Origin of the sequence: Paraburkholderia sp. BR10923, assembly GCF_040948765.1 — a bacterium.
Lineage (GTDB): Bacteria > Pseudomonadota > Gammaproteobacteria > Burkholderiales > Burkholderiaceae > Paraburkholderia > Paraburkholderia youngii.
The window spans coordinates 217,822-244,788 of sequence record NZ_JBFPKO010000004.1 but is presented as its reverse complement, the minus strand read 5'-3'; the positions used below and the strand labels follow the sequence as shown (position 1 = coordinate 244,788).

The window sequence follows — 26,967 nt, the reverse complement described above, 5'->3', positions numbered from 1 at the left end:
AACACGGAAGGATGTGTCTCTGCTGCACCAGTTCGCCGTCCACCGACGCAAACGTTTGCTAGCGGGGCACCCCCACCGGATCAGTTTTGTCAGCCACGGCCTCATAAACGGAATCGCGATATGGATCGAACCAAAACAAGCAGTTTCACCTTGGCAGTGTCGCGCCGCACCTTTTTGCACAGTCTCGGCGCGTTGGCGCTGAGCGCATGCGGCGGGGGCGGCAGCGTCGGCGAAGCGGCCGTGAGCCGCTCGGCCGTTGCGAGGGCGGCGAGCATCAACACGACCAGCCTCGTGCTCGCACGAGCGGCAACCGGCGAGGCCGCCGTTGCGACGAGTGGCGCGTTCGTGCATCCGGGGCTCCTGCACACGCAGACCGACTTCGACCGCATGGCGCAGAAGGTCGCCGCGCAGGCGCAGCCCTGGTACGCCGGCTTTCAGGTGCTGACCGCCAACGGCCACACGCGACTGTCCTGGTCGCCCCGGCCGGCCGCGCAGATCAATCGTGGCGGCACCGGACCGCAGAACTATCCGCAGCTCTATGGCGACATCGCCGCCGCCTACGCTTGCGCGCTGTACTGGAAAGTCACTGGCGACACGGCATACGCCGACAAGGCGGTGCAAATCATGAACGCGTGGTCCTCGACGCTGCAGAGTCTCGCCGGCGACACCAACGTCGATCTGGCCGCCGGCATCTATGGCTACGAGTTCGCGATCGTCGGCGAGATCATGCGCAGCTACCCTGGCCTCGCCGCAGCGGACCTCGCGGCGTTCCAGTCGATGATGTCCAACATCTTCTATCCGATCAACATCGACTTCCTGAACCGCCACAACAACACCGACTACACGCACTACTGGGCCAACTGGGACCTGTGCAGCATGGCGTCGATCATGGCGATCGGCGTGCTCTGTGACGACCGCGCGATGTTCGACGAAGCGGTCAACTACTACCTGAGCGGGCTTGGCAACGGTGCGATTGCGCAGGCGGTCTACTACCTGCACCCGGGCTACCTCGGCCAGTGGCAGGAGAGCGGGCGCGACCAGGGGCACAACAACCTCGGCATCGGGCTGTGCGGCGCCATCTGCGAGATGGCCTGGAACCAGGGCATCGATCTCTACGGCTACGACAACAACCGCTTCCTCGCCGGCGCGGAGTACGTGGCGAAGGCGAATCTCATTCAAGCCGACGGAACCTACCTCACGGTGCCGTACGAGAGCTATGCGAATGTCGACGTAGTGCAGCCCGGGTTTTCGACGGCCTCGCAAGGCGATATCCGTCCGATCTGGGCGCTCGTCTACAACCACTATGTCAATCGCAAGGGGCTGGCCGCGCCGTGGTCCGAGAAGTTCGCGCTCGCGATCCAGCCGGAAGGCGGCGGCGGCAACTACGGTACGACGAGCGGCGGCTACGACCAGCTCGGCTACGGCACGCTCGCCTACACGCGTGATCCGGTGACGCCGGCCGCCGCGCCGAGCGGCGTGACCGCCTGGCCGGCGGCGGGGCAGGTGGTGCTGTCGTGGTGGGGCGTGGCGAATGGCACGAGCTACAACGTCAAGCGCGCCGCGAATTCGGGCGGCCCCTACACGACCGTCGCGAGCGGCATCACCGACGTGCTGACCTACACCGACAGCCCGCAGGCCGGCGTGTGGTACTACGTCGTCAGCGCGACGACGGCAGCGGGCGAGAGCGCGAACTCGAACGAGGTCGTCGCGGTGACGGCCGTGCAGTTGCATACCTGGCTGAGCTTCGACGAGTCGAGCGGCACGACCGCGGCCGACGCGACCGGCAACGGCCATACGGGCACGCTCGTCGGCGGCGCGTCGCGCACCGCTGGCAAGTCCGGCAACGCGGTGCTGCTCGACGGATCGAGCGGTTACGTCAGCCTGCCCAACGACATCGTCGGGGACCTCTCGGATTTCACGATCGCGACGTGGGTGTTCCGCAATTCAAACAGCACGAAGCAATGGGAGCGCGTGTTCGATTTCGGCACGGGCACCGGCCGTTACATGATGCTCACCCCCGACAGCAGTGGTGGCACGGTGCGCTTTTCGATCACGCTCAACGGGTCTCACAACGAGCGTCAGGTCAATGGCAACGCGCCGCTGCCGAGCGGCCAATGGACCCATGTGGCCGTGACGCTCTCGGGCACGACGCTCACGCTGTACGTCAACGGCAGCCAGACTGGCCAGACGACGGGCGTGGCGTTCGCGCCGTGGCATCTCGGTCCGAGCGCGCAGAACTGGATCGGACGTTCTCAGTACGCGGCGGACCCGTACTTCAACGGAGCGATCGACGAGTTTCGCATCTATCGCGGCGCGTTACCGCCGGATCGGATCGCGACGCTCGCGCAGGGTTGATTGTCAGCGTGAACTTCTTCGTCAAAAGGACTACAACACGTGCACGGCAGGCGGCAGCCCATCGCTGTCGAACATCGTCGTGAACGGCGCGTATGCGACCCAATCGCTGTCGGGCGCCTACACGAAGATCGACGGGCGCAATTCGAGCTATCCGGTCAACGCGTGGCTGGCCAACGTCAGCCTGGATGCGACCGCGCAAAGCGGCGACCAGTATGCGAATGTCGGCTTGTATAACTCGAACGTCACGCCGTCCGGAACCGGCGTGACCACATCGAGCTTCACGACGACGGGAAGCGTGCCGAACTGCGCTTTCTGAAACCGCCAATCCGCTGCGCGCCCCATCCGACGGAACCCGTCAGCGGTCCGTGCGCATGGGGGAAACGGGATAGCCGATCCGGAACCTGCCGTCGCGAGTCCGACGAGCGAGGCGCGCCCGGCCGGCTCGTCTAGCTCGTCCGGCTCCGAGCCGAGCGTCGGGCGTGACGATCCCGGGCTCATCGTCGCGGAAAACCACGAGCTAATCGTAAATGCCGCGCTGCTCGACCTGATCAATTCTTTCCTGCTGCGGAAGACGGACGACGATCGGGCCGATCAGTTGCGGATCTATCTGAAAAGCGAACTGCCGTCGCCCGCGTACGGCGAAGCGGAGCGGATCGTCGAACGTTACCAGGCGTACATAAGAGCGCACGACGAGTTGCTCGCCGCTCAACATCTTGCCGGCGCGACGGATGCATCGGCGCTCGACATAGAACGCGTTGCGGTCTGGTGTCAGCAGCGCGACCGCTTGCGGCGAAGCATACTGGGCGATACCGTCGTGCAGGCGTAGTACCAGAACGATGACGCGCAACTCCAATCAGGTACTTCAGGAGTGGAGGCAGCGCGCCGAGGATGATCAGGCGCCGGAATTGTCCGCACAGCAGCCGCGATATCCGGTTCCTCACTGGCGCAACAAGAGCGACGAAGAGCGCCATCGCCAGTACATGCTGCGTGTACTCGATCGCGCTATGGCGAGCTTCGAGGAGTTGAGTCGCGACTCGAGACTTTGACGCGCGGTGCGGCTCGCGCGCCTGCTGAGCCTCGAAGAGGTGATGGAGCAGTTCAGCGGTCTTTCGATATCTGCCCAGGTCTCGATCGTTGGTCTGTTCGAAGATGCCTTGGCCGATGTTCGCGTGGTATTGACACGCCTGAACGCATCGTAGTCGGACAGGCAGACCTCAGGGATTTTCGTACCTGAACTGCTGATGTTCGTTTCAACTGCCCGCCCCTGCGCGGGCTTTTTGTGCTTGCAAAAAAATCACTCGACCGGAATGGGATAAATCTGAATTCATTGCTTTTGTTGCGCAATTAATTGATTTAACAATATTTTTCCTCTTTGTTATGGAGCGAACTCTAATCGGCCGTTACCTTACGAACCCTGATTGCTTGGTAACGTGAATTGGCAAAGTGAATAAAGATAACTATCGGCTGATATTCAGCAGTCTGAGAAACATGCTGGTTGCCGCTGCGGAGACCGCCACGGCAACTGGAAGGCAAGCCGGACAGAGCTCGGTTTGCTGCTGCCTGGTTGCACGATACCGCTGAGGATACGGCCGTTCCCCTGTCATTGATTGAGACGGAATTCGGTACACGCGTCGGGCAACTTGTCGGCGAACTGACCGCAATATCAACACCTGAGGATGGCGACCGGGCCACGCGCAAGGCACTGGACCGGACGCATACCGCGCAGGCATCGGCTGCGGCGCAGACGATCAAGGCGGCTGACCTCATATCGAACCTGAGTACGGTTGAGGCTCGTGACCCGCAGTTCGCAGCAGTCTACATGCGCGAGAAGCAGCTATTACTGGAGGTGCTGACGAAAGCTGATGAGCGCTTGCGAAGTGACGTGCGCGCTATCATCGAAGACTATTTCACTCGGCAAGGGAGCGACGAACGGGCCTGATGGATCACTGCCATCACGCTTAACCCTGTCGGTTGTTCCCTCGCACCTACGTAAGTTCAGTATGGGCAAATCTCAGAAAGCGCCGGGTATGCGACTCATCTGTTTTCACTGCATCCGGTGTGACGCGTCAATTACCCGTATCTTGACGGTTGGGAACATGTCGCAGTACACCACACACGGCGGCGAGTCGTGGAAATGGGGCGAGCCCTGCTTTGCCTTGGGGTTCGCGATCAAGGAGCGCGGCGAGGTATGGCAAGCCTACGCGGGTTGCTGGCTTGTACAGGAAGATGACCTGATCGGGTTGAGCGTCACGCCTCGGGTTGAGCGCACGTATGGCTGCTGCGGAATGACAGGCCAACGCGGCCCCCACCTCGTATGTCGGTGCGGCGAGCATGTCGCCAGCGCCGAAACGGATTGCACCGTGCCGAACTTTGTCGCGCTGAGCAAGGCACAGGTGTACGCAGTAAGGCTGCGCCTTCACGCCGCGTAGAACGAAAACATCGCGGCTTGCGAAAGTGATAGCTTTTGATAGCAGGGTTTAGTCGAAGGCTAGCGACCCGCATGTCGATCCGCGTTGATCGAATTTGCCTACACAGCGCCTATACGCACCCACAAAACAAATAGCCCATCCGGTTAGGGATGGGCTAAGTGCTTGAAACTAATGGTAGGCCGTACGGGATTCGAACCTGTGACCAACGGATTAAAAGTCCGCTGCTCTACCAGCTGAGCTAACGACCCAAAAGAGAAGCGAAATTATATCGGCGAACCGATGATCTGTCAACACTACGAGGCCATCAGGCCAATGTGAAAAGCCCGGGCATTACTACCCGGGCTTTCCAGCGAGAGGCGCGCGTGGCTATCACTTCGGACACTGCGCGTTACTGCCAACAACTACTTCAAAACGTGATCAATCCGCCACCACGAACTATTTGATCTGCGACAGCTTGCTCTGCGCCGACTGCGCGACGTCCGAGCCGGCGTATTGCGCGACGATCTGCTCGAGCGTCTTTTTCGCCGCGGCCTTCTGGCCTTGTTCGAGCTGATTGTTCGCGATCGCGAGCAGCGCTTCCGGCGCGCGCGGATGCTGCGGGTACTTGGCCACGATACCTTGCCAGACCGCCGTCGAACCCTTGTAGTCGCGCAGTGCATACAGCGCGTTGCCGAGCCAGTATTGCGCGGTCGGCTGATAGGGGCTGGTCGGATATTTGGAGATGAAGCTGCGGAACGATGCTGCGGCGGTCTTGAAGTCTCCGCTGCGGAACTGCTGTGAAGCCGTGTTGAACGCATCGGTTTCACCCGGCTGGACCTCGCCCTGGACACCATCCACCGTCTGCTGCTGCGGCTCGAATTTCTTCAGGCGCGTGTCGAGATCGGTGTAGTAGTCCTTCTGCTGCTTTTGCAGCGTCGTGAGCTGGTTCGCCATGTCCTCGTTCTGTCCGCGCAGAGTCGCGACCTGCTGGTTCAGCTGGTCGAGACGGTTGGACTGATCGAGGATCGTGCGCTGCGCCGCCGACAGCTGGCTCGACAGACTATCGGTCTTCGAGCGCAGATCGAGAATGGCCTGGCGGGCCTGATCGTCGTCGAACATGCCCGCATGGGCGGGCACGGCCACGAGGGCCGTGCCTGCGACGCAGGCCGCTGCGGCAACCCGCAGCCAGGAGAAACGATGCGTCATTCGGCTTATCACCCGTTGACTTACTGTTGATACACGAGGTCGGCGCGGCGGTTCTGTGCCCACGACGCTTCGTCATGACCCGTTGCCAGCGGCTTTTCCTTGCCGAGGCTCACGGCTTCCATTTGCGAATCCGACACGCCCATCAGCGACAGCGAACGACGCACGGCTTCAGCACGCTTCTGGCCGAGCGCGAGGTTGTATTCGCTCGTACCGCGCTCGTCGGTGTTGCCCTGGATCAGCACGTGACGCTGCGGGTGACCCTTCAGATATTGCGCGTGTTGTTGCAGCAGCGGTTGATAGTCGTCCTTCACCGAGTAACTGTCGAAGTCGAAGTAGATGCTGCGCTTTGCGAGCGGGCTGTTCGGATCGTTCAGCGGGTCGACGTTGACCGTCGCGACGTCGTTCGGATTCGGTTGAGCCGAGCCTGCGCCCTTGCCGGCGTTTTCGTCGAGCTTGACGCCAGAGTGACATGCGGCCAATGCACCGACCATCACGACGGCGAATGCGAAACGAAGTTTGGACATCATTTGATTACTCTCCTTGTGTTATTGCATCAACGTTATTGCATAAACGGGCCCCAGGATGGCTCGCGTACGCTGCCCCCCTGAACGGACAGGACCTGCCGAGTGCGACCATCGGTCGATACTGCGGCCAACACGCCACGGCCGTTCACCTGAGTGGCGTAAAGAATGTACTGACCATTCGCCGCGAAGCTCGGCGATTCGTCATGTGAGGTGTCCGTCAGGCCCGTGGCGGTTCCGCCTTGCAGGTCCTGGATGTACAGCTTGAATGCACCGCCGACGCGCGAGATGTAGGCAAGCTCCTTGCCGTCAGGACTCACACGCGGGCTGGTGTTGTAGCTGCCCGTAAACGTGACGCGTTGCGCGTTGCCCGCGCTTTCACCTTGCGCCGGCATCTTGTAGATCTGTGGAGCGCCGCCGCGGTCGCTCGTGAAATAGATCCACTGACCGTCAGGAGAGTAGGTCGGCTCGGTGTCGATCGAGCTGCCCTGCGTCAGACGACGCAGACCGCTGCCGTCCGCGTTGACCGCGAAAATCTGCGTATTGCCGGTGCGCGACAGCGCTACGGCGAGCGTGCGGCCATCCGGCGACCACGCCGGCGCGCTGTTGTTGCCCTTCTGGTCCGATACGACGATGCGCCGGCCGGTGGGCAGGTCGTGGATGTAGACGATCGGCTTTTTCTTCTCGAACGACACGTACGCGACCTTGGTGCCGTCCGGCGACCAGGCCGGCGAAATGATCGGCTCGGGGCTCGACAGCGCAATATGCGCGTCCTGGCCGTCCGAATCCGAGATCTGCAGCTGGTAGCGGTTGCCCGACTTGATCACATACGACAGGCGCGTCGCGAACACGCCGCGGTTGCCCATCAGCTTGGCGTAAATGTAGTCCGCGACCTTGTGCGCGCTCATGCGCAGACCGCTCTCCGGGCTCACGAGCACGAGGCCGCCGAGGCTTTCGCCCTTGACCGTGTCGTACAGCTTGAAGCGCACTTCGTACTGGCCGTTCGGCAGGCGGTTCACGCTGCCCGCGACGAACGCGTTGGCGCCCTTCGCCTTCCATGCGCCGAGGTCGACGGAATCGGTCTCGGACACCGGCGTCGAGCCTGCGTCGATATTCGTGAATTTGCCGCTGCGTTGCAGGTCCTGACGCACGATCGTGCTGACCTGCTGCGGGGAGTTCGCTTCATTGGCGAAATTCGCCGTTGCGATCGGAAACTGTGTGGATCCGACGCCCGTCACGAGGACGTTGAGTTGTGCGTTGGCGGCGCCGCCGACGGCGATCAGGCACGTTGCCACGAGTGTTCGCAGGCCTAGCTTGGTCATCAAACTCATGCTGTATGGGTTCCTCAAAACGGTTTTACTTAATACTCGAAGACAGCAGACAGACCGGGAAACGGCTATTTCGTTCCCGCGCAACGCCGGCCTGGTGGGGCGCGGCGCTGGATGTCAGTCGGCTGTCAGCCTGCACATCAAGCCGCCGGCCGCAGCGTGATAGTGAAGTAGTCCGGCGTCTTGCCATTCACGTCCCGCGGCATCGGATCGGAGGCTTTCACCGCCCGCAACGCGGCGGCGTCCCACGCGGCGTTGCCGCTGCTGTGGGTAATGTTTGCGCTCAGCTGATTGCCGTCCGGCGAACAGCGCACGGCGATCACGGTCTCCAGACCTTCCGTTTCGCCGCCCCAGTTCACATGCTGAAGCACCAGCCGGCGCACCTTGTCCGCGTAACCTGGCGATGCCGCCGTGCCCCCGGAGCCGCTACCCGTTCCGCTCTTGCCCAGTCCGTTGCTGCTCGAACTGCTGCCGCCGACGCCGCCAGCCAGACCCTGCATTTGCGCCAGCCGCGCGCGACGGTCCGCATCGAGCTGCTTCTTCGCTTGTGCCGCCGCTTCGGCTTGCGCCTTCGCCTTCGCCGCCTTCTCGGCCTCAGCCTTCTTTTGCGCTTCCGCCTGAGCCTGCTTTTGCTGCTGCTCCTGCTGTTCCTTCAGTTGCTGCTGCTTCTGCTGCTCGGCGAGCTGCTGCTTGAGCTTCTCGGCCTGCTGCTGTTGCTGTTGTTGCTGTTGCGCCTGTTGCTGCTTGAGCTTGGCGGCTTTCTGCGCCGCGAGTTGGGCCGCCTGTTCGGCCGCCAGTTGTTGCTGACGCTTCGCTTCCGCTTCCTGCTGCTCTTTCAGCTTCAACTGGCGCTGCTGTTCGGCCAATTGCGCGGCGCGAGCCGCTTCCTGCTGCTGACGCTTCTTTTCCTGCAGCGCGATGTCGGCCTGCTCGTCGCGCACGGGCGGGGCAGGGGCGACCGGCGCGGGCGGCGGCGTGACGACGGGATGCGGGATCGCGGAATCCGGCACCTCGGTCCACAGTTCCGCCTGCTCGCCCTCGGGCGTGCTGTTTTGCCACTGGATGCCGTGATAAAGAAAGAATCCGAGCAGCGCATGCATCACCAGCGCGAACAGAAAAGCTCGCCCGGTGCCGCGTTCACGCGGTGGCTGAAGCGGATATTCGGTGTTCTTGCGGATCATTGCGATTTGACAAGCAATCCAACGCGCTTGACGCCCTGAGCCTTCAACTCGGACATCACATTCATCACGACTTCGTACTTCACGGTTTTGTCGGCGGCGATCACGACGGGCTGATCCGGGTGCGATTGTGCCCGATCGGCGATGAAACCTTTGAGACCAGCTTTCGTCATGTCTTCCTGCTGCTGCGTGCCGGAGTCGTCCTTGTACTTGACGCTCATGTTGCCGTCCGCGCGGATGTTGACGATCACGGGCGGCGTCTGCTGCTGCGGCGCGGCGCCGCCGACGGTCGGCAGATTGACGATCGACGGTGCGACGAGCGGCGCCGTGACCATGAAGATCACGAGCAGCACGAGCATCACGTCGATGTACGGCACGACGTTGATGTCGGCCATCGCGCGACGCGAGCGCGAGCCGCGCATGCTGGAGGAGCGGGAGCCTGCCATCGGGGCCTCCTTAGTGTGCCTGACGCTGCAGGATGTTCGAGAACTCTTCGATGAAGGTTTCGAAACGGATCGCCAGACGGTCGATGTCGTGCGCGTAGCGGTTGTAGGCGACCACTGCCGGAATCGCCGCGAAAAGGCCGATCGCGGTGGCGGTCAGCGCCTCGGCGATGCCCGGCGCGACGTTCGCGAGCGTGGCCTGCTGCACGTTGGCGAGGCCGCGGAACGCATTCATGATCCCCCACACCGTGCCGAACAGACCGATATACGGGCTGACCGAACCGACCGAGGCGAGAAACGCGAGGTTCGCTTCGAGCACGTCCATTTCGCGCTGGAACGATGCGCGCATCGCGCGCCGGGCGCCGTCGAGAATTGCGCCGGCATCGTTCAGGCGTTTCTCTTTGCCTTTCAGGAATTCGCGCATGCCGGACTCGAAAATCCGCTCGAGCGCGCCGATCCTGTGGCGGTTGTTCGCGGCGCTCTGATACAGCGCCTGCAGGTCGCCGCCCGACCAGAAATCACGCTCGAAGCGTTCAGTTTGCGCGCGCGCCCGGCGAATCGCAAACCACTTGCGGAAGATGAAAGTCCAGGAGAGTAGCGACAGCAACAGCAGCAGAGCCATGACGGCCTGGGCCAGCAGGCTCGCGTTGAGTACGAGTGAAACGATCGACAGATCTTGTGTAGTGTTCATAAAGGTTCGTTTTAACGTCCCGGGAAGGGGGCGTCCGGCTGCAAAGCCGCTTCAAGCTTGCCGTGGGCAAAACGGAAGCTTCGGCGATATCGAAGCCGAACCATGCTTTGTGCAACCTGACCGGTATGAGTTCACTGGCCCCGTAACAACGAGGCTCAGGTATCGTCCGTTGACATGCCGCCGTGGTTCAGTCCGCGCTCTCGCCGACGCCCGGTCCGTGCCGCAGCGCGGCAAGAACCGAAGGCGGGATCGCGGCTGGCCGCAGCGTCGTGCGGTCCACACAGCCAACCCGGACCGACCCGCTGGCAAGCAACGTGCCTTCGCGCCAGGCTTCCTGCACGAAGTCTACCGAAGCTCGGCCAAGACGCTCGATCCGGCTGATAATTTTCACGAGATCGTCGAGCCGGGCCGGAGCCCGGTAATCGACCGCGGTACTGCGCACGATGAAAATCGCGTCGTTTTCTTCCGCAAGCCGATGCTGGTCGACGCCGCACGCGCGCAGCCATTCGGTGCGAGCCCGTTCGAAAAATTTCAGATAATTGGCGTAAAACACGATGCCGCCGGCGTCGGTATCTTCGTAATACACGCGGATGGACCACGTGTAGCCGATTTCCGTGCCTGGCTGGCTGGTCGACATATTCATGCGGCGCATTCTACCGGAACGCAAACTCCGGGGTCTGTTTCGAAGTGTGAGTTGCGGGTGGCGGGTGTCGGCGGCGATGGTGGCCGGCTTTGCCGGCCGCGCCGGGACTGGGGGAGCGGGATATTGGCGCGCCGCGAGAAAAAGCCAGCACGGTGACGGGCGGCGGCGCGACCAATGGAAGGGGCGGCTGTCGCCGCCCGCCTTCAAACTCAGCCGCGATGCACGGACAGACCCGCAAACGACTGTGCGACCGGCATCAGCTCGATCGTGTTGATGTTGACGTGAGCCGGGCGCGTGGCGATCCAGTAGATTGAATCGGCGATGTCTTCGGCCGTCAGCGGCTGCACGTTTTCGTAGACCTTGGCGGCCTTGTCGTCGTCGCCGCGATAGCGCACGTTCGAGAATTCGGTGCCCCCGCACAGACCCGGCTCGATGTCGGTCACGCGCAGCGCGGTGCCGGCGAGGTCGGCGCGCAGGTTCAGGCTGAACTGGCGCACGAACGCCTTGGTCGCGCCATACACGTTGCCGCCTGCGTACGGCCAGCGGCCCGCCACCGAACCAAGATTGAAGATATGTCCGCGATTGCGCTCGACCATGCCGGGCAGCAGCGCATGCGTGACCTGCACGAGGCCCGTGCAATTGGTCTCGATCATGGTGTTCCATTCGTCGAGGCTCGCCTTGTGCGCCGGCTCGGTGCCGAGGGCGAGGCCGGCGTTGTTGACGAGCACGTCGATTGCGGCGAAGTCGGCCGGCAACGAGGCCGGCACGGCTTCGACGGCGGCGCGGTCGCGCACGTCGAGCTCGTACGGCAGCAGCGCGGCGCCGAGTTCGTCGGCGAGTGCCTGGAGACGGTCCTTGCGGCGAGCAGTGGCGACGACACGATGGCCGCCCTTGACGAACGAGCGGGCGATGGCAGCGCCGAAGCCGGCCGACGCTCCTGTGACAAACACGATCATTGCAGTTCCCTGGTCGGTAAGAGACAAAGGCCCCAAGCCTACTTCCAATGCCGCGCTGCGGCAAGGATGCACGAGCCGGATCGGCGGCTGCCGCGGCGGCGCGCAACGGGTGCGCGGCGCGGTCGGGGTGCTTTCGTCAGATGGTTGCGCAGCGGGGTCGCCAGACCGTCCGCAGGGCCCGCCAGCAGCCGCCGGAGCGCCCGCAAGTCGGTTGCCTATTCGGGCCTCTTCCAATACACTAACGCGCTCGACCCTGTGTGACTGGCGATAGAACCGAGTCGTCCGACTCAGCCGATTCAACCAATCGGGTTCAAGGTGGAACAACCCACCGTGAAGCGCAGGGTGCCGTTTTGCCGTTCGCCTGGGCAGCCGTGAACCGCGCGCATTAATCTGCGCTGACGGTGGCTGGCCTGCCTCGCGTATGCGGCGACTCTCCACTCGCCAAGTCAGGGCAAGCCTCGCCGCCCACAGCGCTGCGTACCCCGCTGTGTACCCTCTACGCAGGATTCGGCGCACGATCCGGTCAACCTGAAAACACTCAACGGAACCCGTATGTTTGACAGAGCCCAAAGCACCATCGCCAACGTCGATCCTGAACTCTGGAAGGTCATCGAGCAGGAAAACCGCCGTCAGGAAGAGCACATCGAACTGATCGCGTCGGAAAACTACACGAGCCCGGCCGTGATGGCCGCGCAAGGCTCGCAACTCACGAACAAGTACGCCGAAGGCTATCCCGGCAAGCGCTACTACGGCGGCTGCGAGTACGTCGACGTCGCCGAGCAGCTGGCGATCGACCGCGTGAAGCAGCTGTTCGGCGCCGAAGCCGCGAACGTGCAGCCGAACTCGGGCTCGCAGGCCAACCAGGGCGTGTTCTTCGCAATGCTCAAGCCGGGCGACACGATCATGGGCATGAGCCTCGCGCACGGCGGCCACCTCACGCACGGCTCGCCGGTCAACATGTCGGGCAAGTGGTTCAACGTGGTCAGCTACGGCCTGAATGAAGCCGAAGACATCGACTACGACGCCGCTGAAAAGCTCGCGCAAGAACACAAGCCGAAGCTGATCGTGGCGGGCGCATCCGCATTCGCGCTGCGCATCGATTTCGAACGCATGTCGCAGATCGCGAAGTCGGTTGGCGCCTACTTCATGGTCGACATGGCGCACTACGCCGGTCTGATTGCCGCGGGCGTCTATCCGAACCCGGTGCCGCACGCCGATTTCGTCACCACCACCACGCACAAGAGCCTGCGCGGCCCGCGCGGCGGCGTGATCCTGATGAAGGCCGAGTTCGAGAAGCAGATCAACTCGGCAATTTTCCCGGGCATCCAGGGCGGTCCGCTGATGCACGTGATCGCCGCGAAGGCCGTCGCGTTCAAGGAAGCACAGTCGCCGGAATTCAAGGCGTATCAGCAGCAGGTCGTCGAGAACGCCCGTGTGCTCGCTGAAACGCTGGTCAAGCGCGGTCTGCGCATCGTGTCGGGTCGCACGGAAAGCCACGTGATGCTGGTCGACCTGCGTGCGAAGAAGATTACCGGCAAGGCTGCGGAAGCGGCACTCGGCGCGGCGCACATCACGGTCAACAAGAACGCGATCCCGAACGATCCGGAAAAGCCGTTCGTGACCTCGGGTATCCGCGTGGGTTCGCCGGCGATGACCACGCGCGGCTTCGGCGTGAAGGAAGCCGAGCAGGTCGGCAACCTGATCGCCGACGTGCTGGACAACCCGGAAGACGCCGCGACGATCGAGCGCGTGCGCGCGCAAGTCGCGGAGCTGACCCAGCGCTTCCCGGTTTACGGCTAAGCCGTCATGCATTGCCCCTTCTGCCGCCACGCCGATACGCAGGTCGTCGACTCGCGCGTATCCGAAGACGGCGCGACGATTCGCCGGCGCCGCCGCTGCCCGGCCTGCGACAAGCGTTTCACGACGTATGAGCGGGTCGAGCTGGCGTTGCCGTCGGTCGTCAAGAAGGACGGCACGCGCACGGAATTCGATCGCCGCAAGATCGTCGCGAGCATGCAACTGGCGCTGCGCAAGCGGCCAGTTGCGGTGGACGCGATTGAAGCGGCGGTCGCCCGCATCGAGTATCAGCTGCTCGGCAGCGGCGAGCGCGAGGTGCGTAGCGAGCGCCTCGGCGAACTCGTGATGAACGAGTTGCGCGCGCTCGACACGATCGCTTACGTCCGCTTCGCCTCCGTATACCGGCGCTTCGAAGACGTCTCCGAATTCGAGGACGTGATCGAGGAATTTCGCCGCGCCTCTTCCCCGCCCAAACCTTCCCGCAAGCGCTGAGCGCACGCGTGCCGCAGCTGAGCTGCGGTCATTCGCATCCATCGCCTCGCGCATTTCGCGCTTTTCTTCACGCATCGCTTCTCCCGCCTCCGTGATCGATCGTCACGTGCATTGTTGCGTGCGCTAACGTCTGAATGCCACCTGGCCATTCGGACGATGGTCGGCGCGCTCGCAAATCGCTAGATTGGCTGCATCCGTTCGAAACGCTCAGGGATGCAGATGAAAATCAAGGGAACTCGCCGGCCATCGTGCGCCGGTTTCACGCTCGTCGAGACGCTGGCGGTGATAGCGCTGGTGATGCTGATGGCGGTGATGGCAATGCCGTCGTTCGCCTCATGGCATATGCGAGATCAGGTCGACGCGCGCTCGAAGGCGCTGCTGTCCACCTTCGCCTACGCGCGCAGCGAGGCGCTGCGGCGCGGCGCGCGCATCACGGTGTGTCGCGTCGATGCCGCGCGCGTCTGTCTTGCGTCGGGCCAACCCTGCGCCGACGGCGTCGCCGACTGGGCCTGTGGTTGGGCCGTATTCGCCGAACGCGGCGGCAAGCCGGCGTTGTTGCGCGCGCAGCCGGCGCTCGCGGCGGTGAGCATCGCCGGCGTGCAGACGGATATGACGTTCACGCCGCCCGCAGGGCAACTGATCGGCGCGTTTCGAAGTTTCGATATCGCGCCGCGCAGCCCATCGAAGTCGATGCAGGGAAACCCGTGGCGGCGCTGCATCAGTGTCGCGGCAGGAGGTCGCGCGCGGATCTCGGAGGGCGCGTGTGGAGCGACGTCATGAGATGGCCCGCATTCAGTACTGGTGTGCGTGCGCAAGCGTCGGCATCTGGCGGCAGTTCGTTGATCGAGGTGATGCTGGCCGTCGCGTTGGTCGCGGTAAGCGCGCTGGGGTTGATCGCGGCGCAGGTGTGGACCGCACGTGAAGCGCACGCAATGTCGCTGCGCGAGAGCGCCACGTGGATAGCCGACTCGATCGCCGAAGCGACGCGCACGCCTTCCGTGGGCAATGCCGCACTCGATCAATCGAGCGGGTGGGCGAATGTTCTGCTGCCGCAAGGCGACGCATCGATCGGCGAGAGCGGCGTGGTCGCGTCGGCGCGGGTGACGTGGGCGTCCGTGCGAGACCGGCCCATTGCGGGCGATGGGATCGGGCCGCCGGCGGAGCCTTGCGGCGACGTCGATGCACCGGCCGGATCGTCGTGTGTCGCGTTGGCGTTCGCGAAATGAAGCGGCCGCATTGCCCACGCGGTCACACGCTGGTCGAATTCCTGATCGCGATGGCGCTTGGGCTGATCGTGACCGCGGGCGCCGTGTCTCTTTACACGGCGCAGCGCAACGCGTTCGTGCAGGCGAGCAACGCGACCCGGATTCGCGAAGCCGGCTTGACCGCGCTGATGCTGATCGGCCAGCAATTGCAGATGGCCGGCTTCGTCCCTGCCGACGTCGTTGGCTATAACGCGGCGCCTGCGCTGTTCGGCTGCTCGGGCGGTCGCCCGACCGGCGCCGACGACAACCTCGCTTGCACCACGTTGAGTACAGGCTCCGATGGCGTCGCGGTCCGTTACGTCGCAGACGTCGTATCGACGTGGCCATCGTCGAGCGGGCAGGTGACCGACTGTGTCGGCCAGGCCGTCAAGAGCAGCGATGCAGTCCTTGGCGATCAGGGCGCGCCGGTGGTCAATCGATACTTCGCCAACGTCAGCGGCTCGACCGGCGAGCCGGAGCTTTACTGCGTCGGCAGCGGCAATGCCGGGTCCGCGCAGCCGCTGGTCGAAGGCGTGGAGCGCGTGCGGTTGCGCTACTGGCTGGGCGGGGCGGCCAATGCTGTGAATGCGTCGGCCGTCGCGGCGGATCAATGGACGAACGTCGTCGCGGTGGATGTCTGCGTGCTGGTGCGCGGCGCGCCGCAAGGACGGCGCTCGAAGTACGTCGATTGCGATGGCGCGAGTACGCTCGGCAGCGACTTGCGGCCTCGACAGGCGTTTTCGCGCAGGGTGGGGCTGCGCAATCGCGCGGAGGTGTCGTCGTGATAAACCGTGACTCAGCAACGCAACGCTGTCGTGCGTACGACATATGCGGCGGGGCAAGTGCAAAAGCGAAACGCTTAGTTAGGCGAAGTTGTCGGGACGGTGTCCGACGCGCACATCAACGCGGTGTCGTGCTAGCTATCGTGCTGTTGATCTCGGCCATGATGCTCGCCACGTCCGCGATCTGGTTCGAAACATCGCTCGCAGCCGCTCGCGCGGCGACCAATGCGCGCGACTATCTGCAAGCTTTCCATGCGGCCGACTCGGCGCTGAGCTTGTGCGCGCGCAATGTGCTATCGGCACCCGGCGACGCGCCCAATGCACCGCTAACATCCGGCGAGCCGGCTCAATGGAGGCTTGAAGCCGCGTTCGACGCAGGCGCCATCACGCCTGTGCCGCAATGGCCGGGATCATCGCGTGCGCCGCAATGCCTGATCGAGCCTTGGCGTCTCTCGACTCGACCCAACGCGAGCGCTTATCTGCTCACCGCGCGCGGCTTCGGGCAGAGCGGCGAGTCACAGGTCTGGTTGCAGATGGAACTGGTGACCGAGGATGGCGCGATCGAGCGTCATTGGCGGCGCATTGCCGCGAGACCATTTTGAGGAACGCACCGACTGGACACGTATGAAAAGGCCGAACACATCCGCATTCACGCTGCTCGAACTCGTGATCGCGCTCGCGATTGCCGCCACGCTCGCCGCGTTTGCGATCCCTTCGTATCGAAGCCACATCGCGCGCACCCATCGCATCGACGCGGCGTCGGCGTTATATCGGGCTGCGCAATTCGTCGAGGCCGCGGCGAGCGATGGCGTGCCGGCCTTGCCACCGGGCATCGATCAGGCGCCGCAGTTCGGCGCGCCGGTGTATCGCGTGCGCGTGCTGCCCGCGGACGATACGAACGGCGGCTATTCGATCGAAGCGGTTCCAGCGGAAGCGGGCCCGATGCGCGATGACCCGTGCGGCGCGTTCACGCTGGACGCGACAGGTCAGCGAGGCAATAGAAATGACACGAGCGGCGCGGCGCCCACGAGCAGCGAATGCTGGAATACGGGTTAGCGGGTGAATTGAAAACCGACGCGCGCAGCCTTGCGAGCGAGACATCCGAGAGTTCGCAGATCGCAGCCACTCGCAGCGGCCAGGACCTCAATAGCCGCTTCTCGTCGAATCGGCCTGCTCTGCCGCCGACTGCGCCGTAGCGGAAGCCGCCGCGGCCGCCCGCGCCGCCGCCGACTCGTTCTTCATCTGTTGCCAGACCCGGACCGCTTCCCACGCGCCGAGCGCAAGGCCGCCCCACTTGAGCGCGGGCCTCGCGCTCCTGATGACCGTCGCGCGCAGCGGTTTGGCGAGCAACAGCGAAACGATCGAGCTGATCAACGGGTACTGCTTGAGCAATGCGCCGATCGTGCCCGCGTTGAGCACGCTCGCCTTCGGCCCTTTGCCGACGCGCAAGCCGCCGAAGCCGGGGATCACGAACTTGAGCCAGCTGAAATGCGTGACGGCCCGGCGCAGTTCGAAGGCGGCCTGCGCGAGCTCGACGCGTTCGACATCCGCGCGCACGAGCAGCAATTCCTTGCGCAGCGCCCGCAGATGCGGGGCGCTCAGATCCTTCGACGGATGGCGCTTGTTACGAAAGGCTGTATCGGGACGGGATGGGCTCATGGCGTGTCGGCGGGAGTGGAGGTGAGGCGATGGATCGGATGCAGACAAACTTGCCCATCAGTCGCGGCTGCGAAACGCTTCGCGATCCTTTTCGAACTCGGCGAGGGTCGCTTCGAATACCAGCGGCGCATTGCGCAAACCGCTGCGCGCCTTCAGCGCACAGGCGAGCCCAGCAATCGCGTAGACCGCGGTGATGCCGGCAAGCGCCTGCCATCGGTAGGTGTCCCAGAAGGCAATGGCGACGAGTGCGGTCAACGCGATCAAGGCCATCGTGGCGAGCATCATCGCGGCAAGGCCGAGAAACAGCACGCCGAGCAGGCGGTCTTTTTCCTCGGCGAGTTCGATGCCCACCAGTTCGAGCCGCGTCTGCAGAATCGCAAACACGGAACTGAGAATACGGCGCAACGGGCTGTGTTCTGCGCGCTGCGAGTGTGTTTCGGTCGTCATGGCTGTGGGCGTTGCGCGTGAGGGCCTGGCCAGCGCGCACGCGCGCCAGCAGAAGGGGACCGGCGAGGCTCGCGCCGGTCCGCCCGTATCGCCGGTGCGCCGGACATGCCTGCTCCGGCGGATTCATCGGCCTTTACTTGCGATTGATCAGCAGACCGACCACCATGCCGATGCCGGCGGCGATACCGATGGACGCCCACGGATGTTCGTGCACGTAGTCGTCGGTAGCGCGGGCAGCCTTCTTCCCTTTTTCGACGACCACGACCTGAACGTCGGCTGCTTTTTCTTTCGCCTGCTTCAGGCGCGTCAGCGCGGTCTCGCGCAGTTCGGACGCGCGTTCGCCGGTAGCGCTCGCGGCCTGTTTCAGCAGGTCTTCAGCGTCCGCGAGGACGGTTTTGATATCCGACATCAATCTCTCCTTGTTGACTTCCGACATTGACAGCTCCCTTTGTCTCACGCTACGCGTAAATCGTAACCAAAGAAACGGTCGCTGGCGAGCCTAGTGCCGGTTGCCGGCCACCGACGCACGATCCGTTCCCGGCAGCGCGTGGCGACACCAGGTTGAGGGCACTTTGCTCCAGACCGGTATCGGATTGAGTTGATCTGTCCCGCAAAGTTTCCATCAAACCGGAGAAAATTACAAAAACGCATAAAGTACTGACGCGATCTTGGTTCGCCATGTACCACCGCGGCCTTATGCTTTATCGTGACGGGCCGTCGCGGGCACACGCCCGCGACCATATCTGGATACGTTCCGAATACCTACAGGAGATGCACTATGAGTCTACGTCTTGGCGACATTGCGCCGGATTTCGAACAGGAGTCGAGCATTGGCCGTATCAGTTTTCACGACTGGCTCGGCAATAGCTGGGGCGTGCTGTTCTCGCATCCTGCCGACTTCACGCCGGTCTGCACGACCGAGCTGGGCCTGACCGCGAAGCTTGCAAGCGAGTTCGAAAAGCGCAACGTGAAGACGATCGCGTTGTCGGTAGACAGCGCGGAGTCGCACAAGGCGTGGATCAAGGACATCAACGAGACGCAGGCCGCCAACGTCGGTTTTCCGATTCTCGCGGACGGCGATCGCAAGGTCTCCCAGCTTTACGACATGATTCATCCGAACGCGAACGAAACGTTCACCGTGCGTTCGCTGTTCGTCATCGATCCGAATAAGAAGGTGCGTTTGATCATCACGTATCCGGCGAGTACCGGCCGCAACTTCGACGAAGTGCTGCGCGTGATCGATTCGCTGCAACTGACCGACAGTCACTCGGTCGCGACGCCGGGCAACTGGAAGCAGGGCGATGACGTCGTGATCGTGCCGTCGCTGAAGGACGAAGAAGTGATCAAGCAGAAATTCCCGAAGGGCTACAAGGCACTGCGTCCGTACCTGCGCATGACGCCGCAGCCGAACCAGTAAGCTGCGCGGCATCAAACAGAAAAGCCGGTTCGAATGAACCGGCTTTTTTTGCACCATCGGAACGCCAGCATCGGCATCAGAAGAACGCCTGAATACCCGTCTGCGCACGGCCGAGGATCAGCGCATGAACGTCGTGGGTGCCTTCGTAGGTGTTGACGACCTCGAGGTTCACCAGATGGCGGGCGACGCCGAACTCGTCCGAAATACCGTTGCCACCGAGCATGTCGCGCGCGAGGCGGGCGATGTCGAGCGCTTTGCCGCACGAATTGCGCTTCATGATCGACGTGATTTCGGTGGCGGCCGTGCCTTCGTCCTTCATGCGGCCGAGGCGCAGCACGCCTTGCAGCCCGAGCGTGATTTCGGTCTGCATATCGGCGAGCTTCTTCTGGATCAACTGGTTCGCGGCAAGCGGCCGGCCGAACTGCGTGCGATCGAGCACGTACTGCCGCGCGATGTGCCAGCATGCTTCCGCCGCGCCGAGCGCGCCCCAGGCGATGCCGTAGCGCGCCGAGTTCAGACATGTGAACGGACCGCGCAGGCCGCTGACGCCCGGCATGATGTTCTCTTCCGGCACGAACACATCGTCGAGCACGATTTCACCGGTGATCGACGCGCGCAGCCCGATCTTGCCGTGGATCGCCGGCGCCGACAGACCCTTCCAGCCCTTCTCGAGAATAAAGCCGCGGATGTGGTCCTTGCCGTTTTCCTCGAGCTTCGCCCACACGACGAACACGTCGGCGATCGGCGAATTGGTGATCCACATCTTCGAGCCCGACAGCGAATAGCCGCCATTGACCTTCTTCGCGCGCGTGACCATGCTGCCCGGATCGGAGCCGTGGTTCGGCTCGGTCAGGCCGAAGCAGCCGATCCACTCGCCGCGCGCGAGCTTCGGCAGATATTTTTCCTTCTGCGCGTCCGAGCCGAACTCGTAAATCGGCACCATCACCAGCGACGACTGCACCGACATCATCGAGCGATAGCCGGAGTCGACACGTTCGACTTCACGCGCGATCAGCCCGTACGCGACATAGTTCAGACCGGGGCCGCCGTACTGTTCGGGAATCGTCGGGCCGAGCAGGCCGAGTTCGCCCATTTCGCGAAAGATCCCGACATCGGTCTTTTCATGGCGGAACGCTTCGAGCACGCGCGGCAGCAGCTTGTCCTGCGAGTAGGCCGCGGCGGCGTCGCGCACCATGCGTTCGTCTTCGGTCAACTGCTGATCCAGCAGCAACGGATCTTCCCAGTGAAACTGCGCGGCTACGGCCATGACGTATCTCCTGATTTCACGCTCAGAACAAGCTTGACTTGAGTTCCGCTTTGCGAAACAATGTTTTGCAAACGACGCCCGAGTGTAGCACCCTATGACGCTGCCATCCACTTTCTCCGCTCCGCTCGACGAACGCAAATTCGTCGTCGCCCTTGCCCGCGGGCTGGACCTGTTGCGCGCGTTCCGGCCGGGCGACACGATGCTCGGCAATCGCGATTTCGTCGAACGCACGGGTTTGCCGAAGGCAACCGTGAACCGGCTCGCCTACACGCTGACCGTGCTCGGCTATCTGCGGCTCGACGAAAGACACGGCAAATATGCGCTCGACGCGGGCGTGCTGTCGCTCGGCTTCGCGCTGCTATCGGGCAGCGACATGCTCGAACTCGCGCGCCCGCACCTGCGCAGCCTCGCGCGCGAGGTCGGCGCGGCGGTTTCGCTCGGGTGCCGGGATGGGCTCGACATGGTGTATCTGGAGACGATTCGCAGCGAGACCGCGTTGACGCTCGGCCTCGCATCCGGCTCGAAACTGTCGATGCTGACGAGTTCGATGGGCCGCGCGTATCTCGCCGTGCAGCCGCTCGACGCGCGTACCGCGTTACTCGCGGAACTGAAAAAAGCGGCAGGCAGGGCAGGGGCGATGCTGGTCGCCGAAGCCGAACAGGAGATCGCCGCGTTCGCGACGGAGCGCTGCTGCTACTCGTTTCGCGCGTGGCATGACGACGTGAACGCGGTCGCGGTGCCGTTTCGCGAGCCGCGCGAAAACCGCTGGCTCGTGCTCAGCTGCAGCGGGCCGGCATCATCGATGGGGGAGGAAGTGTTTCGCGAGAACGTCGCGCCGCGCCTGAAGGCGCTCGCGGCGCGGCTAGGGGAGCCGGGCTGAGGAAGGCCGGGGCGCCCGGCTCAACCGGCCCCGCCGTGTCACGCCGCGCGATCGTGATAATGCGCGTTGAACAATGGCCCTTGCACGAACCGCACGTCGTACTGCTGTAGCGCGGAGAACTGCGTCTCGTCCATCACGCGATTGAAAATCAGCGGCACCCGCAGCCGGCCTGCGTAGCCGACGAGCGGCTTCACGGTCGCGTCGCGCAACGCGGCCGTCGCATCCATCTTGATGAAATCGAGCCGTGCGGTTTCCGATACCGACAGGATCTGCCCCGCGTTCGACAGATTGCCCGCCACCTTGAAGCCGTAGTGCTGATAGCTGCGCGTCAGATAGCCCAGAAACGTCTTGTGCGCGACCGCCGCCGCCGGCAGCTCGATGACGATGCGCGTCGGACTCAAATTGAACGACGTCAGCACGCTCGAAAAATGCCGGCCGTGGTCGTACTTCACGCTCTTCAACAGCCTCTCGTGCACGCGTAGAAACAGCAGCCCATGCCGCTGCGGCCCGAAGAAGTTGATTGCGTGCAGCGCGCGCGACATACGATCCAGCGCGACCAGCTGCTGATCGTCGGCGATGTTGTCGAACGGATCGAACACGTCGAACGGCGGTGCGCCGAGCCGGTGCGTGACCGCCTGAAAGCCGAGCTCGTCACCGAAGCGGTCGACCCCTTCCGCGCCGCATGACAGCGACTGCGCGAGCCCATGCACGCTGATGTCGAAGATCGGCTCGTAGGCGCTCGTGAGCTCGATGCCGTCGAAATGCGCGAGCGCAATGCCGGCGTGCGCGCCTTGTCCCATGGCCAGATGCTCGCCGAGAAACGGGTGATGAGCGGCGCGGGCGATCAGATCGGGGATGGTCGGCGAAATCATGAAGGCGAATGAAAGGCGACGATGAACGCGCACCGGGCGCGTGGCTGCGCGACGCGATGGCCGCATCCATTGATGGTAGCAGTACGCGCCCTGCGCAGATTAACAAAATGCTCATAACGTTATTGGCCTAACGCTTATTGGCCGGGGCTCAGCGCGCAATCACGAGGTTGGCACGCACGTTTCCAGGGGTATACGTTAGTTTCACTATTCGTAATTCGTTTTACTATTCGTAAAACCTGATTCCGCCCAATTCGAGGGAGGCCCCAATGAGTGACCAACCCGCCGCCAATGTGATCGAAGTCGAGCGCGTGCTTGCCGAAACGCATCGCCCGACTTTTCAGGCGATGCTGCTCGCGCTGTGCGGGCTGTGTCTGCTGATCGACGGCTTCGACGCGCAAGCGATGGGCTATGTCGCGCCCAGCGTGATCGCCGAATGGCATGTCGCGAAAACCGCGCTCGGCCCCGTCTTTAGCGCGAGCCTGTTCGGCATGCTGCTGGGCGCGCTCGGGCTGTCGGTACTGGCCGACCACATCGGCCGCCGGCCGGTGCTGATCGGCGCGACGTTCTTCTTCTCGCTGTCGATGCTCGCCACGCCGTTCGTCGCGACGATTCCCGCGCTGATCGCGCTGCGCTTCATCACCGGTCTCGGGCTCGGCTGCATCATGCCGAACGCGATGGCGCTGGTCGGCGAATTCTCGACGCCCGCGCATCGGGTCAAGCGCATGATGTTGGTGTCGTGCGGCTTCACGCTCGGCGCGGCGCTCGGCGGCTTCGTCAGCGCCGCGCTGATTCCGGCCTACGGCTGGCGCGCGGTGTTCTGGGTCGGCGGCGCGGTGCCGTTGCTGCTCGCGTTCGCGATGCTGGCGACGCTGCCGGAGTCGCTGCAGTTTCTGGTGCTGAAAGGGCGCAGTGCGCGCGCAGCGAGCTGGCTGGCGAAGTTCGACCCGGCCTTGCCGATCAACGCGAACACGCGCCTCGTCGTCAGCGAAAAGCGCAACGACGGCGCGCCGGTCGCGGAGCTGTTCCGCGCGGGACGCGGTCCGGTCACGCTGATCCTGTGGGCGATCAGCTTCATGAACCTGATCGTGCTGTACTTCCTGTCCAACTGGCTGCCCACCGTGATGCGCGAAGCCGGCTACACGCCGGGCACGGCGGTGATCGTCGGCACGGTGCTGCAGACGGGTGGCGTGATCGGCACGCTGCTGCTCGGCTGGTTCATCGAGCGCATGGGTTTCGTGCGCGTGCTGTTCGCGTGCTTCGCGGTTGCCACGGTCGCGGTCGGCACGATCGGCGCGGTCGCGCATCTGCTGCCGTGGCTGCTCGTCGTCGTGTTCGCGGGCGGCTTTTGCGTGGTCGGCGGACAGCCGGCGGTCAATGCGCTCGCCGGGCATTTCTATCCGACCGCGCTGCGCTCGACCGGCATCGGCTGGAGTCTCGGCATCGGCCGGATCGGTTCGGTGATCGGGCCGCTCGTCGGCGGACAGCTGATCGCGCTGAACTGGTCGAATGCCGCGCTGTTTCATGCGGCGGCGGTGCCGGTGCTGTGCTCGGCGCTGCTGGTGGTCGTGCTCGCGGGCGCAACGCGGCAACCCGGGCGCGCGTCCGAAGCGGAGCCCGCCTGAGCCTGACTGCAAAGATCACGTAGCACCCGGGAAAGAATCGAGCAACTCGCGGAGAACCTTGTATGGATACCTCAACACGTACGCCGGCCGACCAACGCCTGCGACCTGAAATCGAGCCCGGCTATCAGTCGGGTTTCGCCAACGAATTCGCGACCGAGGCGTTGCCGGGCGCGCTGCCGACCGGCCGCAACTCGCCGCAGCGCGCGGCCTATGGTTTGTATGCCGAGCAGATTTCGGGCACGGCGTTTACGGCGCCACGCGGTCACAACCGTCGCTCGTGGCTGTACCGGATTCGCCCGGCGGCGATGCACAAGCCGTTCACGATGCTGCCGTCGGAGCGGCTCGTCGCGAACTTCGCCGAGGTGCCGCCGACGCCGCCGAACCAGCTGCGCTGGGACCCGCTGCCGATGCCGGGCGAGCCGACCGATTTCATCGACGGTTGGGTCACGATGGCGGGCAACGGCTCGGCAGAAGCGATGAGCGGTTGCGCGATCCATCTGTACGCGGCGAACCGTTCGATGCAGAACCGCTTCTTCTACAACGCCGACGGCGAACTGCTGATCGTGCCGCAACAAGGCCGCCTGCATATCGCGACCGAAATGGGCCGTGTCGATATCGAGCCGTTCGAGATCGCAGTGATTCCGCGCGGCGTGCGCTTCGCGGTCAGCCTGCCGGACGGCAGCGCGCGCGGCTATATCTGCGAGAACTTTGGCGCGCTGCTGCGTCTGCCGGAACTGGGGCCGATCGGCTCCAACGGTCTCGCGAATCCGCGCGATTTTCTGACGCCGCACGCCGCGTATGAAGACCGCGAAGGCGCGTTCGAACTCGTCGCGAAGATGAACGGCAATCTGTGGCGCGCGGACATCGGCCATTCCCCTCTCGACGTGGTCGCGTGGCACGGCAACTACGCGCCGTACAAATATGACCTGCGCCGCTTCAACACGATCGGCTCGATCAGCTTCGATCATCCGGACCCGTCGATCTTCCTCGTGCTGCAATCGCAAAGCGACACGCCGGGCGTCGATACGATCGACTTCGTGATCTTCCCGCCGCGCTGGCTCGCCGCCGAAGATACGTTCCGCCCGCCCTGGTTCCATCGCAACGTCGCGAGCGAGTTCATGGGGCTCGTGCATGGCGTCTACGACGCGAAGGCCGAGGGCTTCGTGCCCGGCGGCGCGAGCCTGCACAACTGCATGACGGGCCACGGTCCGGACGCGGACACGTTCGAGAAGGCGTCGCATATCGATACCTCGGTGCCGAAGAAGGTCGACGACACGATGGCCTTCATGTTCGAAACACGCACGCTGATCAAGCCGACGCGCTTCGCGCTCGAAACCGCGCAACTGCAGGCGCATTACTACGAGTGCTGGCAAGGCCTCGAGAAACACTTCAATCCGGAGCAACGATGAACGCGGTGAACGATCTCCAGGCGACGCTCGATGCGTCGCGCAAAAGCTGGATCGAGTCGGCCAACGAGCCGGCTAGCGACTTCCCGATCCAGAACCTGCCGTTCGGCATTTTCAGCGATCGTGGCAACGACGCGCGCCGCGTGGGCGTCGCGATCGGCGATCAGATCGTCGATCTCGGCGCGTTGCAGGCAGCGGGTCTGCTGAGCGTGCCGGCGCAGAACGTGTTCGCGCGCGATGCGCTGAACGATTTCATCGCGCTCGGCCGCGACGCATGGCGCAGCGTTCGAATCCAGCTGAGCCAACTGCTCGCGCGCGACACCGCGACGCTGCGCGACGATGCCGCGTTGCGCGCGAAGGTGCTGGTGAGTCAGGCCGATGCGCGTCTGCATCTGCCGGTGCAGATTCCGGGCTACACGGATTTCTATTCGTCGAAGGAACATGCGACCAATGTCGGCTCGATGTTCCGCGATCCGAAGAATGCGCTGCTGCCGAACTGGTCGGAGATGCCGATCGGCTACAACGGACGGGCGTCGTCGGTGGTCGTGAGCGGCACGCCGGTGCGTCGTCCGAATGGTCAGCTGAAGCTGCCGGAACAGGAGCGGCCGGTGTTCGGCGCGTGCCGCAAGCTCGATATCGAACTGGAGACGGGTTTCATTATCGGCGGCGGCAATGCGCTGGGGGAGCCGATCGCGTGCGAGGACGCGGAAGCGCACATCTTCGGCATGGTGCTGCTCAACGACTGGAGCGCGCGCGACATCCAGCAATGGGAATACGTGCCGCTCGGTCCGTTCAACGCGAAAACCTTCGCGACGACGATTTCGCCGTGGGTCGTCACGCTCGATGCGCTCGAACCGTTTCGCGTCGCGCAGCCGGTGCAGGAGCCAGAGCCGCTCGCGTATCTGCGGCATCGAGGAAAGCATGCGTTCGACATTCACCTCGAAGTGAGCTTGCGCGCGCCACGCGCGCGGCAAGCGAGCACGATCGCGCGGACCAACTTCAAATTCATGTACTGGACGATGGCGCAGCAACTCGCGCATCACACGGTGGCAGGCTGCAATACGCGGGTGGGCGACCTGATGGGCTCGGGGACGATCAGCGGGCCGACCGAGGATTCGTACGGCAGCCTGCTCGAACTGACGTGGAACGGCAAGAAGCCGCTGGAGCTGCAGGAGGGCGGTACGCGCACGTTCATCGAGGACGGCGATGAGTTGACGCTGGTCGGCTGGTGCCAGGGCGACGGGTATCGCGTCGGGTTCGGCGCGTGTGCCGGAGAGATTCTGCCGGCGCGAGAGTGAGCGCGCGGCAGTCACGATGAACGAGGGCCGGCAACGAATGCCGGCCCTCGTCGTT

At 63.8% G+C, this 26,967-nt stretch carries 29 protein-coding genes, 1 tRNA gene and 1 riboswitch; of the genes, 15 read left to right on the top strand and 15 right to left on the bottom strand.

Features of this window, described 5'->3' with window-relative positions:
* The first annotated feature begins 120 nt into the window (after positions 1 to 120).
* Complete coding sequence (locus AB3X94_RS09630; protein WP_368611401.1) at positions 121 to 2,355, top strand: LamG-like jellyroll fold domain-containing protein; 2,235 nt, start codon at positions 121 to 123, stop codon at positions 2,353 to 2,355.
* Between the two features lie 79 nt (positions 2,356 to 2,434).
* On the top strand, positions 2,435 to 2,671 hold the full coding sequence (locus AB3X94_RS09625) for a hypothetical protein (RefSeq protein ID WP_368611400.1): 237 nt from the start codon (positions 2,435 to 2,437) through the stop codon (positions 2,669 to 2,671).
* Positions 2,672 to 2,872: 201 nt separating this feature from the next.
* On the opposite strand, the gene AB3X94_RS09620 is transcribed toward AB3X94_RS09625, so the two are convergent.
* Positions 2,873 to 3,208 (bottom strand): hypothetical protein, encoded by a 336-nt coding sequence (locus tag AB3X94_RS09620; protein WP_176109477.1) that lies wholly within the window; start codon positions 3,206 to 3,208, stop codon positions 2,873 to 2,875.
* A gap of 648 nt (positions 3,209 to 3,856) precedes the next feature.
* On the opposite strand from AB3X94_RS09620, the gene AB3X94_RS09615 reads away from it, so the two are divergent.
* The gene (locus AB3X94_RS09615; RefSeq protein WP_368611489.1) at positions 3,857 to 4,294 is read left to right on the top strand and encodes an HD domain-containing protein; all 438 of its coding nucleotides are present in this window, start codon (positions 3,857 to 3,859) and stop codon (positions 4,292 to 4,294) included.
* Between the two features lie 662 nt (positions 4,295 to 4,956).
* On the opposite strand, the gene AB3X94_RS09610 is transcribed toward AB3X94_RS09615, so the two are convergent.
* The 9 genes from AB3X94_RS09610 to ydfG all read right to left on the bottom strand — a co-directional run bounded on the left by AB3X94_RS09610 (position 4,957) and on the right by ydfG (position 11,729).
* Positions 4,957 to 5,032, bottom strand: a tRNA-Lys gene (locus tag AB3X94_RS09610).
* A gap of 187 nt (positions 5,033 to 5,219) precedes the next feature.
* Positions 5,220 to 5,969, bottom strand: coding sequence for a tol-pal system protein YbgF (gene ybgF, locus AB3X94_RS09605; protein WP_176109474.1), 750 nt, complete (start codon positions 5,967 to 5,969; stop codon positions 5,220 to 5,222).
* Positions 5,970 to 5,989: 20 nt separating this feature from the next.
* A complete protein-coding gene (gene pal, locus AB3X94_RS09600; RefSeq protein ID WP_176109473.1) occupies positions 5,990 to 6,496 on the bottom strand; it encodes a peptidoglycan-associated lipoprotein Pal in 507 nt (168 codons plus the stop codon).
* Between the two features lie 32 nt (positions 6,497 to 6,528).
* Positions 6,529 to 7,821 carry a Tol-Pal system beta propeller repeat protein TolB gene (gene tolB, locus AB3X94_RS09595; protein ID WP_176109472.1) on the bottom strand — a complete coding sequence of 431 codons (1,293 nt, stop codon included), beginning with the start codon at positions 7,819 to 7,821 and terminating at the stop codon, positions 6,529 to 6,531.
* 137 nt (positions 7,822 to 7,958) lie between these two features.
* Positions 7,959 to 8,999, bottom strand: a complete 1,041-nt coding sequence (gene tolA, locus AB3X94_RS09590; RefSeq protein WP_176109471.1) for a cell envelope integrity protein TolA — start codon at positions 8,997 to 8,999, stop codon at positions 7,959 to 7,961.
* Positions 8,996 to 9,442: a protein TolR gene (gene tolR, locus AB3X94_RS09585; protein WP_013088523.1), complete on the bottom strand. Its 447-nt coding sequence runs from the start codon at positions 9,440 to 9,442 to the stop codon at positions 8,996 to 8,998. The genes tolA and tolR overlap by 4 nt, the downstream gene beginning before the upstream one ends.
* A 10-nt stretch (positions 9,443 to 9,452) precedes the next feature.
* Positions 9,453 to 10,130, bottom strand: a complete 678-nt coding sequence (tolQ, locus tag AB3X94_RS09580) for a protein TolQ (protein ID WP_176109470.1) — start codon at positions 10,128 to 10,130, stop codon at positions 9,453 to 9,455.
* A gap of 187 nt (positions 10,131 to 10,317) precedes the next feature.
* Positions 10,318 to 10,782, bottom strand: a complete 465-nt coding sequence (gene ybgC / locus AB3X94_RS09575; protein WP_368611488.1) for a tol-pal system-associated acyl-CoA thioesterase — start codon at positions 10,780 to 10,782, stop codon at positions 10,318 to 10,320.
* Positions 10,783 to 10,982: 200 nt separating this feature from the next.
* Positions 10,983 to 11,729 carry a bifunctional NADP-dependent 3-hydroxy acid dehydrogenase/3-hydroxypropionate dehydrogenase YdfG gene (gene ydfG / locus AB3X94_RS09570; RefSeq protein ID WP_176109469.1) on the bottom strand — a complete coding sequence of 249 codons (747 nt, stop codon included), beginning with the start codon at positions 11,727 to 11,729 and terminating at the stop codon, positions 10,983 to 10,985.
* Between the two features lie 247 nt (positions 11,730 to 11,976).
* Positions 11,977 to 12,103: riboswitch (ZMP/ZTP riboswitch) on the top strand.
* A 178-nt stretch (positions 12,104 to 12,281) separates the two neighbouring features.
* On the opposite strand from ydfG, the gene glyA reads away from it, so the two are divergent.
* From glyA to AB3X94_RS09535, 7 genes are all read left to right on the top strand, one after another.
* Positions 12,282 to 13,529 (top strand): serine hydroxymethyltransferase, encoded by a 1,248-nt coding sequence (gene glyA, locus AB3X94_RS09565; protein WP_368611399.1) that lies wholly within the window; start codon positions 12,282 to 12,284, stop codon positions 13,527 to 13,529.
* Positions 13,530 to 13,535: 6 nt separating this feature from the next.
* Positions 13,536 to 14,018, top strand: coding sequence for a transcriptional regulator NrdR (nrdR, locus tag AB3X94_RS09560; RefSeq protein ID WP_008919734.1), 483 nt, complete (start codon positions 13,536 to 13,538; stop codon positions 14,016 to 14,018).
* Positions 14,019 to 14,231: 213 nt separating this feature from the next.
* Entirely contained in the window at positions 14,232 to 14,798 is a 567-nt protein-coding gene (locus AB3X94_RS09555; RefSeq protein WP_368611398.1) for a GspH/FimT family pseudopilin, read from the top strand.
* Positions 14,795 to 15,244: a hypothetical protein gene (locus AB3X94_RS09550; RefSeq protein ID WP_176109466.1), complete on the top strand. Its 450-nt coding sequence runs from the start codon at positions 14,795 to 14,797 to the stop codon at positions 15,242 to 15,244. Before AB3X94_RS09555 ends, AB3X94_RS09550 begins: the two co-directional genes overlap by 4 nt.
* Entirely contained in the window at positions 15,241 to 16,047 is an 807-nt protein-coding gene (locus tag AB3X94_RS09545; protein ID WP_368611397.1) for a PilW family protein, read from the top strand. The genes AB3X94_RS09550 and AB3X94_RS09545 overlap by 4 nt, the downstream gene beginning before the upstream one ends.
* Positions 16,047 to 16,646 (top strand): hypothetical protein, encoded by a 600-nt coding sequence (locus AB3X94_RS09540; protein ID WP_368611487.1) that lies wholly within the window; start codon positions 16,047 to 16,049, stop codon positions 16,644 to 16,646. The genes AB3X94_RS09545 and AB3X94_RS09540 overlap by 1 nt, the downstream gene beginning before the upstream one ends.
* Positions 16,647 to 16,668: 22 nt before the next feature.
* Positions 16,669 to 17,100: a type IV pilin protein gene (locus AB3X94_RS09535; RefSeq protein WP_176109463.1), complete on the top strand. Its 432-nt coding sequence runs from the start codon at positions 16,669 to 16,671 to the stop codon at positions 17,098 to 17,100.
* An 87-nt stretch (positions 17,101 to 17,187) separates the two neighbouring features.
* Here the strand turns inward: AB3X94_RS09535 and AB3X94_RS09530 are convergent, their stop codons facing one another.
* From AB3X94_RS09530 to AB3X94_RS09520, 3 genes are all read right to left on the bottom strand, one after another.
* The gene (locus AB3X94_RS09530) at positions 17,188 to 17,703 is read right to left on the bottom strand and encodes a DUF3318 domain-containing protein (RefSeq protein ID WP_368611396.1); all 516 of its coding nucleotides are present in this window, start codon (positions 17,701 to 17,703) and stop codon (positions 17,188 to 17,190) included.
* A gap of 57 nt (positions 17,704 to 17,760) precedes the next feature.
* On the bottom strand, positions 17,761 to 18,150 hold the full coding sequence (locus AB3X94_RS09525) for a phage holin family protein (protein WP_176109461.1): 390 nt from the start codon (positions 18,148 to 18,150) through the stop codon (positions 17,761 to 17,763).
* 133 nt (positions 18,151 to 18,283) lie between these two features.
* Positions 18,284 to 18,586, bottom strand: coding sequence for a YqjD family protein (locus AB3X94_RS09520; RefSeq protein WP_026227987.1), 303 nt, complete (start codon positions 18,584 to 18,586; stop codon positions 18,284 to 18,286).
* Positions 18,587 to 18,928: 342 nt separating this feature from the next.
* On the opposite strand from AB3X94_RS09520, the gene AB3X94_RS09515 reads away from it, so the two are divergent.
* Complete coding sequence (locus tag AB3X94_RS09515) at positions 18,929 to 19,567, top strand: peroxiredoxin (protein WP_368611395.1); 639 nt, start codon at positions 18,929 to 18,931, stop codon at positions 19,565 to 19,567.
* 76 nt (positions 19,568 to 19,643) lie between these two features.
* On the opposite strand, the gene AB3X94_RS09510 is transcribed toward AB3X94_RS09515, so the two are convergent.
* Positions 19,644 to 20,834: an acyl-CoA dehydrogenase gene (locus tag AB3X94_RS09510; RefSeq protein ID WP_176109459.1), complete on the bottom strand. Its 1,191-nt coding sequence runs from the start codon at positions 20,832 to 20,834 to the stop codon at positions 19,644 to 19,646.
* Positions 20,835 to 20,928: 94 nt separating this feature from the next.
* On the opposite strand from AB3X94_RS09510, the gene AB3X94_RS09505 reads away from it, so the two are divergent.
* A complete protein-coding gene (locus tag AB3X94_RS09505; protein WP_176109458.1) occupies positions 20,929 to 21,714 on the top strand; it encodes an IclR family transcriptional regulator in 786 nt (261 codons plus the stop codon).
* A gap of 38 nt (positions 21,715 to 21,752) precedes the next feature.
* Here the strand turns inward: AB3X94_RS09505 and AB3X94_RS09500 are convergent, their stop codons facing one another.
* Positions 21,753 to 22,586 (bottom strand): diguanylate phosphodiesterase, encoded by an 834-nt coding sequence (locus AB3X94_RS09500; protein ID WP_368611394.1) that lies wholly within the window; start codon positions 22,584 to 22,586, stop codon positions 21,753 to 21,755.
* Between the two features lie 266 nt (positions 22,587 to 22,852).
* Here AB3X94_RS09500 and AB3X94_RS09495 point away from each other — a divergent pair, with 266 nt between their 5' ends.
* From AB3X94_RS09495 to fahA, 3 genes are all read left to right on the top strand, one after another.
* On the top strand, positions 22,853 to 24,208 hold the full coding sequence (locus AB3X94_RS09495) for an MFS transporter (protein ID WP_368611393.1): 1,356 nt from the start codon (positions 22,853 to 22,855) through the stop codon (positions 24,206 to 24,208).
* 62 nt (positions 24,209 to 24,270) lie between these two features.
* Positions 24,271 to 25,617 (top strand): homogentisate 1,2-dioxygenase, encoded by a 1,347-nt coding sequence (hmgA, locus tag AB3X94_RS09490; RefSeq protein ID WP_176109455.1) that lies wholly within the window; start codon positions 24,271 to 24,273, stop codon positions 25,615 to 25,617.
* A complete protein-coding gene (gene fahA / locus AB3X94_RS09485) occupies positions 25,614 to 26,912 on the top strand; it encodes a fumarylacetoacetase (protein WP_368611392.1) in 1,299 nt (432 codons plus the stop codon). Before hmgA ends, fahA begins: the two co-directional genes overlap by 4 nt.
* The last annotated feature ends 55 nt before the right edge of the window (positions 26,913 to 26,967 follow it).